Source organism: Pseudomonadota bacterium (assembly GCA_026388255.1).
Taxonomy (GTDB): domain Bacteria; phylum Desulfobacterota; class Syntrophorhabdia; order Syntrophorhabdales; family Syntrophorhabdaceae; genus JAPLKB01.
This window is the reverse complement of the sequence record JAPLKC010000133.1, coordinates 13,658-33,677: the sequence shown is the minus strand read 5'-3', so window position 1 is coordinate 33,677 and position 20,020 is coordinate 13,658. Positions and strand designations below refer to the sequence as shown.

The 20,020-nt window shown below is 44.2% G+C and carries 19 protein-coding genes and 1 pseudogene; 14 read left to right on the top strand and 6 right to left on the bottom strand.

The window, feature by feature from the left end; all coding sequences use genetic code 11:
* Positions 1-705 precede the first annotated feature (705 nt).
* The 12 genes and pseudogenes from NT178_18310 (at position 706) to NT178_18255 (ending at position 13,348) form a co-directional block, all read left to right on the top strand.
* Positions 706-1,071 (top strand): response regulator, encoded by a 366-nt coding sequence (locus tag NT178_18310; protein ID MCX5814472.1) that lies wholly within the window; start codon positions 706-708, stop codon positions 1,069-1,071.
* An 81-nt stretch (positions 1,072-1,152) separates the two neighbouring features.
* Positions 1,153-1,482 carry an STAS domain-containing protein gene (locus tag NT178_18305; protein MCX5814471.1) on the top strand — a complete coding sequence of 110 codons (330 nt, stop codon included), beginning with the start codon at positions 1,153-1,155 and terminating at the stop codon, positions 1,480-1,482.
* Positions 1,475-1,840: a response regulator gene (locus NT178_18300; protein MCX5814470.1), complete on the top strand. Its 366-nt coding sequence runs from the start codon at positions 1,475-1,477 to the stop codon at positions 1,838-1,840. The genes NT178_18305 and NT178_18300 overlap by 8 nt, the downstream gene beginning before the upstream one ends.
* Positions 1,837-3,948, top strand: a complete 2,112-nt coding sequence (locus NT178_18295) for a chemotaxis protein CheA (GenBank protein MCX5814469.1) — start codon at positions 1,837-1,839, stop codon at positions 3,946-3,948. The genes NT178_18300 and NT178_18295 overlap by 4 nt, the downstream gene beginning before the upstream one ends.
* 31 nt (positions 3,949-3,979) lie before the next feature.
* The gene (locus NT178_18290; protein MCX5814468.1) at positions 3,980-4,582 is read left to right on the top strand and encodes a chemotaxis protein CheR; all 603 of its coding nucleotides are present in this window, start codon (positions 3,980-3,982) and stop codon (positions 4,580-4,582) included.
* 55 nt (positions 4,583-4,637) lie between these two features.
* Positions 4,638-5,018 (top strand): hypothetical protein, encoded by a 381-nt coding sequence (locus NT178_18285; GenBank protein ID MCX5814467.1) that lies wholly within the window; start codon positions 4,638-4,640, stop codon positions 5,016-5,018.
* Between the two features lies 1 nt (position 5,019).
* A complete protein-coding gene (locus tag NT178_18280; GenBank protein ID MCX5814466.1) occupies positions 5,020-5,625 on the top strand; it encodes an MBL fold metallo-hydrolase in 606 nt (201 codons plus the stop codon).
* Positions 5,626-5,786: 161 nt separating this feature from the next.
* A complete protein-coding gene (locus tag NT178_18275) occupies positions 5,787-7,604 on the top strand; it encodes a hypothetical protein (protein ID MCX5814465.1) in 1,818 nt (605 codons plus the stop codon).
* A 94-nt stretch (positions 7,605-7,698) separates the two neighbouring features.
* A pseudogene (locus NT178_18270) lies at positions 7,699-9,610 on the top strand (methyl-accepting chemotaxis protein).
* 89 nt (positions 9,611-9,699) lie between these two features.
* Positions 9,700-10,203 (top strand): chemotaxis protein CheW, encoded by a 504-nt coding sequence (locus NT178_18265; protein ID MCX5814464.1) that lies wholly within the window; start codon positions 9,700-9,702, stop codon positions 10,201-10,203.
* On the top strand, positions 10,203-12,863 hold the full coding sequence (locus NT178_18260; protein ID MCX5814463.1) for a PAS domain S-box protein: 2,661 nt from the start codon (positions 10,203-10,205) through the stop codon (positions 12,861-12,863). Before NT178_18265 ends, NT178_18260 begins: the two co-directional genes overlap by 1 nt.
* Positions 12,864-12,940: 77 nt before the next feature.
* Complete coding sequence (locus NT178_18255) at positions 12,941-13,348, top strand: response regulator (GenBank protein MCX5814462.1); 408 nt, start codon at positions 12,941-12,943, stop codon at positions 13,346-13,348.
* A 67-nt stretch (positions 13,349-13,415) separates the two neighbouring features.
* Here NT178_18255 and eno read toward each other — a convergent pair whose 3' ends face one another.
* Complete coding sequence (gene eno, locus NT178_18250) at positions 13,416-14,696, bottom strand: phosphopyruvate hydratase (GenBank protein MCX5814461.1); 1,281 nt, start codon at positions 14,694-14,696, stop codon at positions 13,416-13,418.
* A 159-nt stretch (positions 14,697-14,855) separates the two neighbouring features.
* Between eno and NT178_18245 the strand changes: the two genes are divergently transcribed.
* Entirely contained in the window at positions 14,856-15,605 is a 750-nt protein-coding gene (locus NT178_18245) for a DsbC family protein (protein MCX5814460.1), read from the top strand.
* A 176-nt stretch (positions 15,606-15,781) separates the two neighbouring features.
* Here NT178_18245 and NT178_18240 read toward each other — a convergent pair whose 3' ends face one another.
* Both NT178_18240 and NT178_18235 read right to left on the bottom strand, forming a co-directional pair.
* The gene (locus NT178_18240) at positions 15,782-15,943 is read right to left on the bottom strand and encodes a HEPN domain-containing protein (protein ID MCX5814459.1); all 162 of its coding nucleotides are present in this window, start codon (positions 15,941-15,943) and stop codon (positions 15,782-15,784) included.
* Positions 15,930-16,247, bottom strand: a complete 318-nt coding sequence (locus NT178_18235) for a nucleotidyltransferase domain-containing protein (GenBank protein ID MCX5814458.1) — start codon at positions 16,245-16,247, stop codon at positions 15,930-15,932. Before NT178_18235 ends, NT178_18240 begins: the two co-directional genes overlap by 14 nt.
* Before the next feature lie 522 nt (positions 16,248-16,769).
* On the opposite strand from NT178_18235, the gene NT178_18230 reads away from it, so the two are divergent.
* Positions 16,770-17,573, top strand: coding sequence for a hypothetical protein (locus tag NT178_18230; protein ID MCX5814457.1), 804 nt, complete (start codon positions 16,770-16,772; stop codon positions 17,571-17,573).
* Between the two features lie 32 nt (positions 17,574-17,605).
* Here the strand turns inward: NT178_18230 and NT178_18225 are convergent, their stop codons facing one another.
* The 3 genes from NT178_18225 to NT178_18215 form a co-directional block, all read right to left on the bottom strand.
* Positions 17,606-17,764 (bottom strand): hypothetical protein, encoded by a 159-nt coding sequence (locus tag NT178_18225; GenBank protein MCX5814456.1) that lies wholly within the window; start codon positions 17,762-17,764, stop codon positions 17,606-17,608.
* Between the two features lie 449 nt (positions 17,765-18,213).
* Positions 18,214-18,720, bottom strand: coding sequence for a DUF6125 family protein (locus NT178_18220; protein ID MCX5814455.1), 507 nt, complete (start codon positions 18,718-18,720; stop codon positions 18,214-18,216).
* Positions 18,721-18,830: 110 nt separating this feature from the next.
* Positions 18,831-19,847 (bottom strand): NAD(P)-dependent glycerol-3-phosphate dehydrogenase, encoded by a 1,017-nt coding sequence (locus NT178_18215; protein MCX5814454.1) that lies wholly within the window; start codon positions 19,845-19,847, stop codon positions 18,831-18,833.
* Positions 19,848-20,020: the final 173 nt, after the last annotated feature.

Genomic DNA, 20,020 nt, shown 5'->3' with positions numbered 1-20,020 from the left:
AATAAGATGCAAGGTCAGTAGCGCCGTATACGCTTCATTGTCATTATCGCACAATTATTCTTATGAGTTAAGGAGAATTTCTGCTTAATATCCATTTTGATGCACTCGTAAAAAGTAAAAAAACCGTCACTCCCGTGAATACCCTGAAGGGCACAAGCACGGGAGTCCAGAACAAATTAAAATCACCGGATTCCCACTTTCGCGGGAATGACGAAACGACAGATGGGAATGACAAAACGACGTAAGACTTTTTACGCGTTCATCACTATTCACTAACGACTATCCACTGCCTCTTTACTATTCACGGTCCTTAAACTATCCCATTTTTGCTATAGCAGTTATTAAAAATGGGATAGTTCACTATCCCCTTCCTTTTAAAAAGATAAGTTAAATTAGTTTGTTATCAAGACGAGCGGAATGGCCTGCTTCTTGCTTTATGTATACTAATGATGGAAAACAACACAAAGCAGCCCCTTCGAGCCCCTTTCCAAACCCACCAACCCCCCCACTTAAACGGAAAGGGGCTCTTTCTTAAACAGCCTATCAGGTTTTCCTTTCTATATTTCTTTTGTAACGACATGTGCCGGTGGCTTTGAACGTGCAAAAGCATCCTGTGGGTATTGCTGCTGAGATAGTGCGATCAATCAGTTATGACCGGACAACCTTTTTTCTGAAAATGCCGGTCATATATAAAAAGGAAGGTATATGAAAAAACGTGTACTCATTGTTGATGATGAAGCAACCATCCTGCCTGAGTCAAGAAAACTGATACAGGACCATGGAACTGCAATCGATGTTGCAGAGACGATGGAAGAGGCTCTAACATTGCTGAACATGCGGGAGTACGAATTTGTGATAGTAGGGCTTAAGTTTACGAATTCTCTGGGCGAAAAAGAACTCCAAATCCTGAAGCGTATCAAGGAAAACAACGCAATGACGGGCATAGTGCTCCTGACAGGATATGGAGACTCCAAGGTGACAGAGGAAGCCCTTTCTATAGGGGCAGCATATTACTATGAAAAATGTGTCTCCACGAAGGTACTCCGGGATGTGATGAAAGGTTTAAATTAGTGTTTATTAATGCAGCCGGTAAAAAATCCGGTAAAAAACATAGAGGCAATGCAGGACTTTTTTACAAAGGGGGATTGTATTATGGAAGTACACGATAATGGAAAGCACGTAAGGCTCGTTGGTGCAATGACAATCGAATGTGCCCTGGAGGCAAAGTCGCTTCTGCTGGAGTTGCTTGCAAATAGAGACTACCTTTCCCTTAATATAGAGGAGGTTTCAGAGGCTGACCTCTCATGTCTCCAGCTTCTCTGTGCATTACACAAAAGTGCCATGCAGGCAGGGAAAATAGTCACCCTGAACTATAGCCGTGCCTCTGTTATCACAGAGATTCTCCTGCAGGCAGGATGTGTCCGTCATACGGGGTGTGCCGGCAACGAGAAATGTTTCTGGTCGGAGGCATCCCATGAGTAAAAGGATTCTCGCAGTAGATGATTCTGCAAGTATCAGGCAGATGGTGACATTCACCCTGAAAGGGGCAGGATATGAGGTTGTTGAAGCAGTAGACGGCAAAGATGCCTTATCCAAGCTAAACGGCGACCCTGTTCATATGGTGATTACAGACCTCAATATGCCCAATCTCGACGGCATAGGTCTGGTAAAAGGGTTAAGGGCAAATCCGGCATATAAGTTTATTCCCATTATTCTGCTCACAACTGAATCCCAGGAATCTAAAAAGATGGAAGGCAAACAGGCAGGCGCCACAGGATGGATAGTAAAACCATTTAAACCTGAACAGCTTGTTGCTGTCATAAAGAAGGTGCTTGGATGATAGATGCTCACAGAGAAGCATTTAAAGAAGAGGCTTATGAACTTCTTGCGGAGCTTGAGACGTCGCTCCTTGAACTGGAAGAAAGCCCCGATGACAATGACATTATCGGCAGGGTCTTCCGTGCCATGCATACCATCAAGGGCTCAGGCGCCATGTTCGGTTTTGAGGATATTGCCTCATTTACCCACGAGATAGAGACAGTTTACGACAAGGTGCGCGACGGGAAAATACCTGTCACCCTGGAGCTTATCAATCTCACTCTTACTGCAAAAGACCAGATACGAGAACTTTTAACAACCTCTCCGGGTGAAGCCCCTGCTGAGCTTGCGGTAACTGTTTCTGCATTCCACCGTTTAGCGTCAGGAGGAGAATCAACCACCTCCCCGACAAAGCCCTCTCCTTCTATCGGGGTTTCACCTCCTGCCTATTCAAATAATGATGGAGAATCTGTTATCTATCGCATCTGCTTTACCCCTGCCCCGGGAATTTTCTTCACAGGGACAAGCCCCCTGCGTTTACTCGATGAACTCCGTTCCCTGGGGGAATGCCAGGTAATATCACATGCAGACAGGATTCCCGTTCTGGAAGATATCAATCCCGAGCACTGTTATACCTCCTGGGACATCATCCTTTCCACTGATCGGGGGATCGATGCCATAAGGGATATTTTCATCTTCATGGAGGATGATTGTGAACTCAAGATAGATGTTATTGACAGTAAATCCGCCTCGCCCTTTGATGAAACATATAAGAAGCTTGGCGAAATCCTCATTGAACGGGGCGATATACAGGAAGAACAATTGGAGGAGGTGCTCCAGGAAAAAAAGTATATCGGTGAAATACTTGTTGAAAAGGGACTTGTCACGCCTGACAGGATAGAATCAGCCCTTATGGAACAGCAGCAGATACGAAAGTTGAAAGAAAAGACCCAGGCAAAGGAAGAGACTTCCAGTATACGGGTGCCTGCAGACAAACTCGACATCCTGGTAAACCTTGTAGGTGAAATGGTAACCGTTCAGGCAAGGCTTACCCAGACAGCCTTGGCTTTTGCTGGCGCTGAGCTTATCTCTATTGCAGAAGAAGTAGAGAGGTTGACGTCGGAACTGAGAGACAATACCCTGAATATCCGTATGCTTCCCATAGGAACCACCTTCGGAAGATTCAAAAGGTTAGTGAGGGATTTATCACAGGAACTTGGTAAGGAGATTGAGCTTACTACGGAGGGCGCAGAGACGGAATTGGATAAGACGGTCATTGAAAAATTAAATGACCCCATGGTCCATCTCATCAGAAACTGCATAGACCACGGCATAGAAACCCCTGATATACGGATTTCACAGGGAAAGCCGAGAGCGGGCACTATTCACCTGACTGCCGCCCATTCAGGCGGAAACGTGGTGCTTCAGATAAAAGATGACGGCAAAGGATTGGATGGAGACACCATACGGGCCAAAGCGATTGAAAAGGGCCTCGTTTCTCAGGGGAGCGAGCTCTCTGAAAAGGAGCTGCAACGTCTCATTTTTGCACCGGGATTCTCCACGGCACAGACCGTGACAAGTGTGTCCGGAAGGGGAGTAGGCATGGATGTGGTGAAGAGGGCAATAGAAACATTACGTGGTTCCATTGATATACATAGCGAGAAGGGCAAAGGTACAACCGTTACTGTGAAGTTGCCTCTTACGCTGGCTATAGTGGAAGGACTCCTTGTCAATATCGGAGAAGACCATTTTGTACTTCCGCTCTCCATTGTTGAGGAGTGTGTGGAGCTTACCCGTGAGGATATACGGAAATCACACGGAAGGAATATTGCCCATGTCCGTGGAGAGATCGTTCCATACATCAACCTTAGAAAAGAATTCAATATCAAAGGCGAACCCCCTGCCGTGGAACAAATTGTTATTACCGGCGCCAACGGAGAGCGGATCGGCTTTGTTGTTGATAATGTTATTGGGGAGCACCAGACGGTAATCAAGAACCTCGGGAAGCTTTACAGTGATATAGAAGGCATATCCGGCGCAACCATACTGGGCAACGGGAGTGTGGCGCTTATTGTGGATGTTCTGAAGATGATACAAAATGTCGGGCTTTCAGAGGCGGTGTTTAATTGAAAACACAGAAAACAGATTTGAGGTATTGATTATGGCATTTACATTCTTTTTTCGCGACATACAGATACTTGACCTTGCCGTAAGGCACGTTATCCCCTATGCCATGGGCAGAAGCCGCATCAAGGTCTGGGATGCGGGATGCGCCATGGGACCCGAGCCATACTCCCTTGCAATTATACTTGCTGAAAACATGGGCCATTTTTCATTCAAAAACCTCACTCTCTACGCAACGGATATTGATGAACAGGATACATTCGGGACTATCATAAAGAACGGCATTTATCCGGAAGATGAACTCAAGAGGATTCCCGAAGAGATATTCAAAAATTATTTTGCACCGAACGGCAAGCCCGGCTATTTCCAGATTGCAAGCGCCATAAAGGAGAGAATTGTATTTCAGAAACACAACCTCCTGTCTTTTCAACCCATCGGCAACGATTTCAGCCTTATCATGTGCAAGAATGTCCTCCTTCACTTCCAGCAGGATGAGCGTGTCAAGGTAATGCGGATGTTCCATGAATCCCTTGCGCCCGGAGGGTATTTTGCTTCCGAACAAACCCAGAAGATGCCCCAGGAACTGAACCATCTGTTCGACCAGGTAGCCTCTGATGGACAGATATATAAGAAGAAATAAATGCAAATGCAAACCCTAATATCGAAATAAAGGCAAGGGTATTCTCAAAGGCTGCATGAAAAACCTTTTTTATTCAGCCGCAGACGGACGCAGACAAAAGCTGGACAGTATTTCATATCGGCTGCCGACCTGGCACCCGATATACTCCATGCCCTTAGGGCAGAGTAAAAATTTAATATATTCGCCCGTTAGGGCTGAATATTTGATAGGCGGCAATGTCACCGGCTATCAAAACACTATTCATCAATATTCATCCGCCCTTGTCCGCATTTGTCGAGCGATAGCGGGCGGCAAAATAAAAGAAAATAGAGGTTTTGCTTTTGACAAACCTGCTTTGGCAGGAAGGCAGGCAATAGGCGATATGAATCACTATTTGCTTTCTTTAAATTATTCACTATTCACTAACGACTATTCACTGTCTTCATCGAAAGGATGAAATGAAAGTCATACCCCTGAGAGGCGATAACCGTATTTATTCCTGCAATTCCTATCTGGTGCTTGGAAGCTGGAATACCATGCAGGATATCAATACCCTGGTGGATGTTGGAACCGACGGATCTATTATTGAAGAGATCGAGACAATAAACACCGGCGTAGGAAAAAAGCCGGTCGAACAGGTCGTAATTACCCATAACCATTTCGACCATGCAGGAGGTATAAGGGAGATAAAATCGAGATATAACACGAAGATATACGCCTATAAGGATTCTGAAGGTGTAGATGAAGTTCTGAAAGACGGTCAGATTATCAGCATGGGTGACCGGGAGTTCGAGGTAATACATACGCCGGGTCATTCCAGCGACTCCGTATGCCTCTACTGCGAGAAAGAAAAGGCGCTCTTTTCGGGCGATACGCCGGTCCGGATCATGACCGTAGGCGGTTCATATTCTGTAGAGTTTATCAGCGCCTTTGAGAAGATTACGAGAAGAAACATTCATACTATCTATCCGGGTCACGAAACACCAATCATGGAAAGGGCGCGTGAGATGATGACAACAACGCTGAAAAACATGAAAAGCAGCATGGCATTGCAATGCTTTTAACGGAGCACGACTATTTACGAGTGCATCAAAGGTGTTTTGAAACAAAGAATGGAGGAGATATAAACAATGGGACAGACAAATAGAATAAACCAAAATAATGGATATCAGAAGAAAAAGATGGCTTTAGATAATAAGGAGCAAACAAAAAGGAGGGATCGGGTATGTTAAGTAGCGGAAAAGTTCAGTTGCTTCAAAGTGAATTAGATCGGGTATGTAGCGCTATTGCAGGCGGGAAGTTGAGTGAACGCTGTGACACAGCCAAGGTCGATGATGGACTCAAAACAATTGTGCAGTCTGTAAATGGTATTATTGAAGCTTTCACAAATCCTCTGAATGCCCTCGTGGCCGATGCAGGTATGCTTGTAGATGCGGCAGTACAGGGTAAACTGGCAACCCGTGCCGATGCAAGCAAACATCAGGGAGACTACAAAAAGATCGTTGAAGGTGTTAACCAGACCCTTAATGCCGTCATCGGGCCATTGAATGTGGCGGCTGAATATGTAGATCGTATCAGCAAGGGTGAAATCCCCCAGAAGATCACCGACACATACAATGGAGACTTCAATGAGATCAAGAACAACCTGAACAACTGTATAGACGGACTCCAGGGCTTGGTTGAGTCTGATGCGGTATTACACCGGATGACGGTCAACGACCATTCAAAGACAGTGGAAGGCAACTATCAGGGAATATATGCATCTATAGCCAAGGCAACAAATGAGGTAAGAGACCGCTTGCGTGGTGTGACAAGACAAATTAACGAGATAGCTGTCGGCAATACTTCTGAGCTTGCAGAACTGAAAAAGGTGGGTAAGAGAAGCGAAGAAGATCACCTGCTGCCTGCAGTCATGGGATGCATGGAGACCGTTGAATTGCTGATAAACGATACCGGCATGCTTGCTAAAGCTGCTTTAGAAGGTAAACTGGCAACAAGGGCAGATGCAAGCAAACATCAGGGAGAATACAAAAAGATCGTGGAAGGTGTTAATCAGACCCTCGACGCAGTTATAGGGCCATTGAACGTAGCAGCCGAATATGTAGACAGGATCAGCAAGGGCGAAATCCCCCAGAAAATCACCGACACATACAATGGAGACTTCAACGAGATCAAGAACAACCTGAACAACTGTATAGATGGACTCCAGGGCTTGGTTGAGTCTGATGCGGTATTACACCGGATGACGGTCAACGACCATTCAAAGACAGTGGAAGGCAACTATCAGGGAATATTTGCATCCATAGCCAAGGCAACAAATGAGGTGAGAGACCGTTTACGTGGCGTAACAAGACAGATCAACGAGATAGCTGTAGGAAATACTTCTGAGCTTGCAGAACTGAAAAAGGTGGGCAAAAGAAGCGAAGAAGATCACCTGCTGCCTGCAGTCATGGGATGCATGGAGACTGTTGAATTGCTGATAAACGATACCGGTATGCTGGCTAAGGCTGCTTTAGAAGGTAAACTGGCAACAAGAGCAGATGCATCAAAACATCAGGGAGAATATAAAAAGATCGTGGAAGGCGTTAATCAGACCCTCGACGCAGTCATCGGGCCTCTAAACGTGGCGGCAGAGTATGTGGACAGGATCAGCAAGGGGGATACACCACAGAGGATTACAGATGAGTACAAAGGTGACTTTAATGAGATTAAAAATAACCTTAATCAGTGTATAGATACATTGAATACGCTTGTTGATGAAACAGGAGTCATTATCGGTGCAGCCAAAGAAGGTAAGCTTGCAACCAGGGCAGATGCGGAAAAACTTCAAGGTGTATATCGTAAAATTCTGAAAGGTTTCAATGAAACCCTTGATGCAGTCATCGGTCCTCTCAATGTCACGGCTGAATATGTGGACAGAATAAGTAAGGGAGATATTCCCCCGAAGATCACCGACATTTATAACGGTGACTTTAATGAGATCAAGAATAACCTCAATGCCTGCATCGATACAATGAGCGGTCTTCTGGGACAGAATAAGTAAGGGAGATATTCCCCCGAAGATCACCGACATTTATAACGGTGACTTTAATGAGATCAAGAATAACCTCAATGCCTGCATCGATACAATGAGCGGTCTTCTGGCAGAAACAGACAAACTGGTCAATGCGACAGTAGCAGGTCAGTTGGCAACACGCGGCGAAGCAGCCAGGTTTGCCGGCGGATGGGGTAAGCTGATCGGAGGCGTCAACAATTTGTGCGATGCCTTTGTCGGACCCATCAATGTCACAGCTGAATATGTAGACAGAATAAGTACCCATCAATGTCACAGCTGAATATGTAGACAGAATAAGTAAGGGAGATATTCCCCCGAAGATCACCGACATTTATAACGGTGACTTTAATGAGATCAAGAATAACCTCAATGCCTGCATCGATACAATGAGCGGTCTTCTTAATGAGGCGAATCATGTAATCAAAGCTGCTGCTGATGGTGTGCTTGACAAGCGTGCCAATGCCGATCTGTTTGTTGGCGGGTGGAAGCAACTGGTAGTTGGTATAAACGAGATCGTCACCAACATTGTCAATCCTCTGATGGTTACGGCCGATTACGTGGAAAAAGTCAGCAAGGGGATTATCCCGCCTGAGATCACGGTAGAGTACAAGGGCCAGTACAACGTCATCAAAAACAATCTGAACGCTGTGGTTAAAATGATGAGCGAGCTTTTGGCAGAAACGGACAAGATCATTAAGGCGGCTGCTAATGGTGAGCTTGACAAGCGCGCCAATGCCGATATTTTTGTCGGTGGTTGGAACAAGCTGGTGGCTGGGGTGAACGACACGATTACCAACATTGTCAATCCTCTGATGGTTACGGCCGAGTATGTGGATCGGATTTCAAAAGGCGACATCCCCTCTAATATCACGGCAGAGTATAAGGGTCAGTACAACATCATTAAGAATAACCTGAATGTGCTCATCGATGCAATGAATGAGGTCACAAAGATGGCGCAGGAGATAGCCGGCGGCAATCTTATGGTAACAGCAAGGGAGCGCTCACCCCAGGATGAACTGATGAGGGCTTTGGCTGAAATGGTTGCGAAATTGACCGAGGTAGTAAATGATGTTAAAACCGCCTCCGATAATGTTGCCACAGGAGGCCAGCAGATGAGTTCCTCCTCCCAGCAGATGTCCCAGGGCGCAACAGAACAGGCAGCGTCAGCAGAAGAGATATCCTCCTCCATGGAGCAGATGGTCTCAAATATAAAACAGAATGCCGATAACGCGCAGCAGACAGAAAAGATAGCGCTCAAAGCTGCCCAGGATGCACGGGAAGGCGGCAAGGCAGTGATGGAAACTGTTTCCGCCATGAAAGAGATTGCCACAAAGATCAATATTATTGAAGAGATAGCCCGTCAGACAAACCTCCTTGCCTTAAACGCCGCAATTGAAGCAGCCAGGGCCGGTGAACACGGCAAAGGCTTTGCCGTAGTTGCAACAGAGGTAAGAAAGCTTGCAGAGAGAAGCCAGACAGCAGCGGCAGAAATCAACAAGCTATCCGGTTCAAGTGTGGAAGTTGCAGAAAAGGCAGGGGAAATGCTTACAAGGATTGTTCCTGATATCCAGAAAACAGCGGAACTTGTCAGTGAAATTAATGCTGCAAGCAACGAACAGAATACCGGAGCGGAACAGATCAATAAAGCCATCCAGCAGCTCGATTCAGTTATCCAGCAGAATGCCTCGGCCACAGAGCAGATGGCATCAACGACAGAAGAGCTATCTTCCCAGGCTGAGCAGTTGCAGGATACAATAGCCTTCTTCGTAGTTGAAGAGGTCGGGAAAAAGAAAACAGCGATAAAATCCGGAGTTGTGGATCACAGAATTGCAGGGACAAAGGCGCACAAAGAACAATATAAAGCGCCGCAGCGCACAATTGCCCATACTCCTGCCAGGGTTACCAAGAGCGGCAACGGAATGAAACCGGGCGGCGTCCCGATTGATCTCGGCAACGGCAAGGACAAGCTGGATGAAGAATTTGAAACATTTTAACAAAAGCAGGAATCAGGGTTCTGGAGTAAGTCGCCGATCAGGCCTCGGAATTCCGATAACTGATTCCTGCCTCAAAGAGGAGGTAACCCATGAGCGTTTTATCAATAACAGACACAAGACAGTATCTTACCTTCCAGCTTGCAGAGGAGGTTTTTGGAATAGATGTCTCGCATGTCAGGGAGATACTTGAGTTTTCCACAGTTACAAAAGTGCCGAAGACCCCGGAGTATATGAGGGGAGTTATCAACCTGAGGGGCAGTGTAGTACCTGTCCTTGACATGAGATTAAAATTCTGCATGACCCGGACAGAAAAGACCGTCAATACCTGTATCATAGTTGTAGAAGTATCTTTTGAAGGAGAGACAACCATCATCGGCGCACTTGTAGATTCAGTCCAGGAGGTATTCGAATTGGAACCCGACCAGATAGAACCTGCCCCGCAGATAGGGATGCAGCTCAAAACAGAGTTTATCAAAGGTATGGGTAAAAGGGATGATAACTTTATTATAATCCTTAATATTGATAAGGTATTCTCCTCTGAGGAGCTGACTGCTGCCCAGGGGATGGAGATGCAGATGGCAGGCAATGAGTAATGCCAGTTTCAAATCAAAGCGCTATGGTGATCGGAGTGCTTTTGGAAGAAAAAGATAAAAAAATTGATATAGTCCAGGATGAGATCCAAAGGTTTAAAGGTCTCACTAAATGCGCGCCATTTGGTATTGCGATAATAAACAATAACGGCACGTTCAGCTATATAAACGATAAGTTTGTTGAGCTATTCGGGTATGACCTGTCGGACATACCCGATGGAAGAACATGGTTCAGGAAGGCTTATCCTGATCCTGAGTACAGGCATGAAGTTATTGCAATCTGGCTGAATAATCATTCATCAGCAAGTGTCGGTGAGTTGATACCGAGGACATTTACGGTGAAATGCAGGGATGGTACTGAAAAAATCATCAATTTTAATACCGTATTGCTGGATAGTGAAGAACTTTTTGTAACCTGTGAGGATATAACGGAACTAAAAACATCGCAGGATAAAATTCAGGCCGCCTATCACCAACTCCACAGCGTTATTGAATTTCTCCCTGACCCGACCTTTGCTATTAATCTTGAAGGCAAGGTGATAATCTGGAATAAGGCAATGGAGGATTTGACGGGCATCCAGGCAGAAAAAATGATGGGTAAAGGCGATTATGAGTATGCTATACCGTTTCGCGGGGAAAGGATGCCTATGCTGATTGATTTTGTGAACAGGGAATTCGACGACACTGCCCGAAAATTATACTTCTCCATCGATAAAAAAGGCGATACCATTACCGCAGAAACCTATTCAGACAAAATAAAACCCTTCGGGGCATACCTGTGGCTTAAGTCGAAACCGTTAAGGGATACACATGGGAATATTATCGGCGCCATCGAAATCATACGTGACATTACTGCCAACAAAAAGTCGGAAACAAAACTTGTGGCATCAGAAACACGCTACAGGACGTTGATCGAGGGTTCAAGTGAAGGGATAGGAATTATGAAGGGCGGCATACACATCTTTGTTAATCAGCGTTTCGTGGAAATGTTCGGTTATACAAAGCCTGAAGAAATTGTTGGAAAAAAGTTTTTGTTAACTGTCCATCCCGATGATCTTGAAAGGGTGATGGTATACGCAAGATTAAGAGAGAGCGGGGGACAGGCGCCGACAAGATATGAGTTCAGGGGGGTCAGGAAGGACGGCACGTATTTCGATATTGAAATCTCTGTGACAACGACAATTTATTATGAAGAAACAGTGACTTTAGCCTTTCTCAGGGATGTTACCGAGCGCAAGCTGGTAGAGCAGGAAATACGGAATGCAAAAGAAGCGGCTGAAGCATCAAACCTGATAAAGAGCCAATTTATTGCTAATATGAGCCATGAGGTACGGACCCCGATGAACGCTGTTATCGGATTTACCGAACTTGTTTTAGATTCGGATTTATCAGGAGACCAAAGGGAAAATCTTGAATTGGTTTTACAGTCTTCCAAATTGCTTTTAGATTTTCTTAACAGTATCCTTGATTTTTCAAAGTTTGAATCAGGAAGGATGGAACTTGAAGAAACTGAGTTTGATTTTCATGATGGATTGGAAGGTGTAATAAAACCCTTTTCCATTCAGGCGGAAAGAAAGGGGTTAAAGTTTTCATATAACATGGACAAGAATATCCCCTTAAGCCTGAAAGGTGATGCGCGATGCCTGACCCAGGTGCTTATCAACCTTATCGGGAATGCCGTCAAATTTACCGAAAAGGGAGAGATTGTTGTTGAAGTGAGCAAACAAGATTCAGCAAGTGAGATTCGGGGTTCGGAATCCAGTGTTCAAGGTTTATTAGATTCTAAATTAGAAACGGTTATCCTTCTCTTCTCGGTCCATGATTCCGGCATAGGAATTCAGGAAGACAAGCTTGGAACCATCTTTAATGCTTTCACCCAGGCAGATGGTTCTTCAACAAGGAAATATGGCGGAACAGGCCTCGGTCTTACCATATCAAAGAGGATTGTAGAACTTATGGGCGGGAATATATGGGTTGAAAGCAAACCGGGCGAGGGAAGCACCTTTTATTTCAGTGTAATATTGAAATCTTCCTGCGAAAGGCAGGATGTCTCCCCTGTGTATGGATTTGCCGAATCTGCTACTACTCCGTCCTTTACAAGCCCGCCTTCCTCCGTCTGCAGTCAGGGGACAATAGAAGAAAGCAGCACAAGCGACGGCGACATAGAGAGATTACAGATACTCCTCGCCGAAGACGATACTATAAATAAGTACTTTGCCGAAAGCATTTTAAAAAAACGGGGACATGCTGTGGTATGCGCAAAGAATGGCAGGGAAGTCATTGATGTTTTGCGCAATAAGCAATTTGATGTGATACTTATGGATATACAGATGCCCGAAATGGATGGACTGGAGGCTACCCGTATTATCAGGCATCCCGACTTTCTGCATAAAAACGGGAGAATCCCCATTATCGCATTGACAGCCCATGCTATGTGTGGCGATAAAGAACGGTTTCTTGAGGCCGGGATGGATGATTTTGTATCCAAGCCATTCAACATGCAGGAGCTTATTGAAGTTGTTGAGAAATACGGACACAAAAGCCCTGTTCATGCAATTAACAAGGGAAAAATAGATGAGATTTATACACATTATGAGGGGTTAGAGAAAGAACTTGGCAAGGCGCCGGATAATATAACTGAACATTTGGCAGGCAATGCATAAATTAGTAATCACAGTGCAACGAAGACGGGCAAACAAGGGCAACCTTGTTACAATAAATCAGTCAGGAGGTGTTGTCTATGAAAGTTTTGATCGCAGAAGATGATTTTACGTGCCGCAAATTGATGCAGGGAATTCTCTCCAAATACGGTGAATGTGATATCGCCATTAATGGAGAAGAGGCTGTCGAAGCTTTTAAGGTAGCCTGGACGGAAGGCAACCCTTATGATCTTATCTGTATGGATATTATGATGCCGAACATGGACGGACACGAAGCCCTGGCGAAAATAAGGGGAATAGAGGCAGAGATGGGCATTGTAAATTCAACAGAGGTAAAGGTTATTATGACTACTGCCCTTGGAGATCCAAAAAATGTTATGAAAGCCCTATACAAGGAAGGGGCTACATCTTATCTGATTAAACCCATCGGAAAACAAAGCCTGCTTGGAGAATTGTCCAAATTCGGACTTATAGAAATGAACGGATAGGAATTAAGCCTGTGGAGCCTGATAACCTCTTGCCCGTGCTTGTGGGTATCAGGCTCCACAGTTTTTGCTAAGACCGTATACTGTAAAATACTTCTTTTCCTCCAAAGACCGCAGTATCATCCATCTCTTCTTCTATTCTCAGAAGTTGATTGTATTTAGCGATCCTTTCACTTCTTGATGCAGAGCCTGTTTTTATCTGTCCTGTATTTGTTGCAACGGCAAGGTCGGCAATAAAAGTATCTTCAGTTTCTCCTGACCGATGGGAAATAACACAGGTATAACCTGCTCTTTTTGCCATTTCAATTGTTGTAAGCGTTTCAGTTACCGTTCCGATCTGGTTTAATTTTATCAATATACTGTTGGCTATGCCCTCCATTATACCTTCCCTGAAAATTTTAGGGTTTGTTACAAATATGTCGTCTCCCACAATCTGTATCCTGGATGCGCATCTATCGGTAAATTTTTTCCATCCTTTCCAGTCGTTCTGAGCCAACCCATCCTCGATTGAAATGATAGGGTAGTCATTTATGAGTGATTCATAGAAATCAATCAGCTTATCGCTGGTCCATACATTACCGTCTATGTGGTATTTCCCCTTTTTGTAAAGTTCGCTTGCTGCTACATCCAATGCCAGCAGTATGTCCTCTCCCGGTTTGTACCCTGCTTTTTTAATAGCTGTAATGAGGGTATCGAGGGCCTCTTTTGTGGAGGCGATCTGTGGTGCAAAACCTCCTTCGTCGCCTACACCTGTGGCATATCCCTTGTCTTTCAACACACCCTTCAGGGTATGAAAGACCTCAACACCCATCCTGATCGCTTCCTTAAAGCTCTCTGCACCGACAGGCACTATCATAAACTCCTGTACATCAAGTGGATTCTGGGCATGGGCGCCGCCATTTGTTACATTCATGAGGGGCACCGGAATCTCTCTTGGCCTGATGCCTCCTATGTACCGGTACAGGGGTAATCCCAGATAATCCGAGGCTGCTCTGGCAACCGCCATTGAGACACCGAGAATTGCATTTGCCCCGAGATTGCTTTTATTCTCTGTTCCATCAAGCTTGATGAGAAAATTATCAAGATATGCCTGTTCAAGCGCATCGAATCCTTCGATCTTTGACGCTATTGTCTGGTTTACATTCTCCACTGCTTTCAGGACGCCCTTTCCTTTATACCTTTTTGCATCACCATCTCTCAGTTCAAGGGCCTCCCTCTCGCCGGTTGATGCGCCGGAAGGAACGATTGCCCGGCCTATAGACCCGCTTTCCAGTGCAACTTCAACTTCTACTGTGGGGTTACCCCTGCTGTCCAGTACTTCCCGAGCAAAGACATCGTATATTGTTGACATATGTACCTCCTTTAGAATATGAGATGAGTGATAAGTGCATAGACGAAGCCTGAAAAGTCGAACACTTGAAACCAATGGCTTTGTTTTCTGCAATTTTGAGAATAACACAGTACAAAAAGGTCGTCAAATAATTTATATTATGCTGCAAGGAGGAGCGATATGCTTGGAAGACTGTTAGCCGGTGGGCTGTTAATATTTATTATTTTGCCGGGTTTTTCAATACCAGGATTTGCGCAGAGTGATTTGGATGCAAAAGTAATGGAAAAATTTAAAGAAGCCTTTCCGAGGGTTAAGGCCGAAAGTATCAGAAGAGCAGATATTGAAGGCATGTATGAGATAAACATGCCGGGAAGGATACTATACTATTTTCCTGAGAAAAACTATCTGTTTGCCGGTTCCATATGGAATTCGACAGGCAAGAACCTGACGGATGAGCGCGAGAGCGCAATAATAACGGAAAAAGTCAAGACCCTATCTCTTGAAAAGGCTTTAAAAATCGGGAAGGGTGAACGTATTATCATTGAATTTACCGATCCGGATTGTACATATTGCAGGGATGCTTCAAAATATCTTTCGAAACAGGAAAACATTATTAGATACGTGTTTTTTGTCTCGCTGGCAATGCATAAAGATGCGGAGCAGAAAATAAAATATATCTTTTGCGCAAAAGACAGTGAAGCGGCTTATAAAGAGGCGATGAACGGTGATCTCGACGGGATGAAGTTTGCAATATGTGATGACGAAAAAGTGGAAGCCCTTATCAATGAACACAGGCGGATTTCAAAGGCAATGGGCATCAACAGCACTCCTCAGCTCTGGATAAAGGGAATGCATGTGCAAGGCGCGGATATCCCGTTGATTGAGAAACTCCTCGGCGGGGGCACTAAAGAGCCGGAGAAAAAGCAGTAGCGTTTTTAAGCAATTTTGTCTGTATTTTTCTCTTGGTTGGTCAACCCGGATTAACCTTTATATATCATCACCCTTATTCGGTATACCTTACCCTGATTGATGAGGTTGTTGATTGAGGAAGACTTTTTTGTATACCACGTCCGTTTTCCCATCTTCAGATGGTTATATGATCCCCGTTATATTTTCCCTTTAAGGTATTTTTCGGCACATTGCTGGGCATGAAAACAGACTGTATCACAGGGTGGATCGTCAATGGTAATTATATGCTCAGCAACTCTGAGGTCATTGTTAGCCTTCATAAACCAGGATTTCACCACATTCAATTTATCGCTGTTCATAGATTACCTTTCCTTTGTGAGCAGCAGGGAAAACTATTGTGCCTATAATATCTTTGAACTTTTCGAATTCTTCCGGTGTCTTCACAATAACATCTTTTGGGATACCGATGTCTTTAAGCAACTTTCTTATCGGTATCGCCCTTTTGTGAGGTTTCTCATTGGTATCCATTATAACGAGCAAGTATATATCGCTATGTTCAGACGGGGTACCATAAGCGTGTGAGCCGAAGAGAATGATTTTATAAGGGTTAAATTTGCTTACTATTCGCTGAATTATCTTTTCAAGAAACGGTTCAGGCACCATACATATTCCCTCCTTTTGCCTTCAATGTGCAAATATGGTTTCGATTGATAAGCCAAAAGTATTTCAAACATTATACCTTTTAGCTTCCGCAATAGCAATCTCTTGTAGTTTCCCATCACTTGTCCTATATTTTGAGCTTCTTGCCGTAATATCGGGGAGTTATTTACTTATTTATAATATCCTGCTGTCCATCCGGGGAGATTTCCCGCCTGGTGAGCTTCGCAGTTTCCCAAGGGCAAGGATTATCAATAGAAATATGTCTGTCACATCATCACAGGTATGATTTTTCTTACACCTACTTATCAATGCCCTGCGCGGTTTCGCAAGAGTAAGGATTACCACCTGAAAGCTGTGCTCTAAGAACTGCAATGCAACGTATGAAACAACGTCCCTACCGTTCCAACGTCCCTACCGTTCTCCCAGGAAGCCTTGCCTGCATAGCCCCCGTAAAAATTCTTTTTTTAAAACAAGCAATCCTCTTAGTGGGGGTTTTATCGGAAACAATTAAAGTAGGCGTAATTAATGCAAATCAACCTTTCAAAGAGAGTTTTCTCCCGGGAAGAAGCGGACTTTATCCAGGCCAAACTCACATGTGCTTCCGAGAAGGGGTTAATAGTTCCAAAGACAGAAAATAATAGATCTTTAAAAGTATCGTATTGTGGAGCGGAAGAAGGGGTAATTACCCCGAAATGGAATATAAAAATATATCGTTATAATAAAAAAAAAGAAGGGCATAGTCTGGTGTGCATTGACATGCACATTCTGGAGAAACTCCTGGAAGAAGATTATGAAAGTTTTGTTTTGCCGAACCTCCCTGTATTACGAATAGACGATGCCGGATGGGGGTTCCCCTTGTGCGGCGTAATGGTGGGTGTTTCAGACGAAAAAAATGTTTTAAGTGCCGTAGTGCCTGTTGAGTATTTCAGAGATGATCCCGAGGTTGGTATTCAAACAGGGAGATATCTCGTAAAGTATACTGAGCTTGCGCTACAAGTCCTTGCTCAGTTCAATGCGGCCCCGGTCACCCATCGAATTGAAATATGCACCGGCCATATAAACCACATGCTTCGGGAAAACCTCCGCAACATCGGATATGATGTCCGTGTCGTGGAAATCAAAGGGATGTTGCAGAATAGACTGGAAGAATTATTTAAGGAATATGTGGCTGAAGATATTGGTGCAAATATTTATTATGACCCAAAAGCAGTTGATAAATCGGAAATCCCGAAAAAATATTATGAATGTCTGAAACATGGAAAAAAACACTGCCCGGATAAGATAAAAAACGGTTGGGAGGCAATAAAAAACGGAAATAATGGGCAGTAAAAATTAAAAGATAATTTATATGGATATCGAGTTCATGCTTCCAATATTTTTAAAACAAGTTTTAAAAGAGATAGCCCGTTAAACAGCGTCCTTATTGTTTTTCCGACTATTTCAGAAATCTGTGTAACTGTTACACGGATTTCCTGAGGCAAATCTTTATGTCTTTTTTCATATACAACCAGTACACCCATCACCCCATCCAAATTATAGCCATTGCCTGCCCTCGAATGATCTCCCGCTTCCGCGGACAGGTGTCAGGGGTCAGGATGCTTCGTCTAAATAAAAAATATCAAAATATCTTGCCTTTCTCCGTGTACTATGTTGCCCCTGTAAGAGGTAAATGCTTTTAATGCTTTTCTCTCTCGCCCCCTTGGCAGGGGACAGGCCCCCGCCAAGCGAGGACAGGCCCACTCCCTTACGGTCGTTCAAGTCCACAGAGAGCGCAGAGTTAAAGCAGGTTTTTTTGCCGGAACGAGAGAAAGATTCATTACGGCCTGTCTGCCGCAGGCAGGCAAACCCGCGTATCTTTACTTTTTACATAAGTCGAAGGAGATTTTTTATTGAGCTCTGGCAAGATTGAATGAATTATTCAGCTTAATAAGTAAAACCTTTATCAACGAACTGCGGGGGTCCACAAATATTAAATGGTAAATCTCCACTTGCAGAAAGTATCGCCCGGATGAGGGTCGGGAGGCGCAAAGAGACACTCGACTTTGATGTCAGGATCAATCTCATGAGCAAAGGCTGTAAATTCAGCTTTATGCATCTCCTTGCATACGAATTCTCCGATGCCGCGTTTTAAACGGGCTTCCTGCGTGGGACAGTGAGGTATGGTTATGATCACCTCATTTTCCTTTTCTTCAATCTCATATCCTACAATAATTGTCCATGTAAAAAGTCTGAGGGTTTTAACAAAGCCTGCCAACCCTTTTTCTTTAATATTGAAACGCCTGATCAGATCTTTTGCTGCCATTTGTGGTACACGCCCCCAGACCTTTTCGTTAAGATGTTCCGCAGTTGGTTGATCGAAATCTTCTGCCACATATAAAAACCAGAACGCATCGACAACCCTGTAATGCCAGAGGAGGAACTCAATATAGCTTCTCAACTCGGGCGCTTCCATATTTTCAATAACTCTCAAATCCATATAACCCCCTTATACCATGATGTATTCAAAATCTGCGTTTTTCTTTGATATTTGACTGTGATTTTGCATTTTAAAATTCGCAATTCGCAATTCTAAATTACAAATCGGTTTTATATATCTTCTTCTTTAAGAGCCCTGCTCTTAATATCTTTGAGAGACGTCTGGAGGCTTTTCCCTTCAAAGACGACTTTATGCAGTTCCTCAGTGATAGGCATCTCTATGTTCAGTGTTTTAGAGAGTCTATATGCGGCCTTAATCGTGTAGTACCCCTCAACAACAGTGTTCTGTGATTTTATAATATCTTCCGGTCTTTTTCCTTTTGAGAGTTCTACCCCGAACATTCTGTTCCTGCTGAGCTGTCCATAGGATGTGAGCATCAGGTCGCCTATGCCGGAAAGACCCATGAAGGTGGTTTCCTTTGCGCCAAGGGCCTTGCCGAGTCTTTTGATTTCAGCAAGGGCTCGTGTTATGAAGGCTGCCTGGGTGTTTGTGCCGAGCGCCAAACCTTCTATAATGCCTGCGCCTATAGCCATGACATTTTTCATTGCGCCGCCCAGTTCTACACCTACAATGTCTTTGCTTGTATATATACGAAAATTATCATCATGCATATGTTTTTGAAAATATGAGGAAAGCTTGCTGTGTTTTGATGCCACAACAACGGATGTGAATGCACCCAAGGCGACCTCTTTTGCAAAGGATGGGCCTGAAAGTACTGCGATGCGGGTATTTCTTCTGCCCAGGCATTTTTCTACAACCTCACTCATGCGCAGCAGCGTTTCTGTTTCAAATCCTTTTGTGAGGAGCAATATATTTTTATTCAAAAGGGGGCAGGATACCTTTTCCAGGGTTTCCTGCAAAGCAAAGGAAGGTGTTGCGATAACGATATCATCTGAATAATCTGCGAGCTCAGAGAGATTATCGGTAAAGTCAATTTGTGCAGGTAATGAAAAACCTTCCAGATAGTACCTGTTTATCCGCTCTCTTTTAAGTATTTCATAAAGTTCCCTTTCAAAAACCCACAGAAGTACCTTGTAGCCTTTTCTTACAAGATGCATGGAAAATGCAGTCCCCCATGCACCGGCGCCGATTACCCCGATTTTCAACTTTGTTTTATTTTCTAACATTTGAATTGTTTACATACTCTAATCTGTTTTTTCATGTACAATCCAACATCTAATGAACTCGTGAAAAGTCGTATTTCTGTCGTTTTGTCATTCCCACGAATACCCTGAAGGGCACAAGCGTGGGAATCCAGTGATTTCAATGTGTTCTGGACTCCGGTTTTCACCGGAGTGAC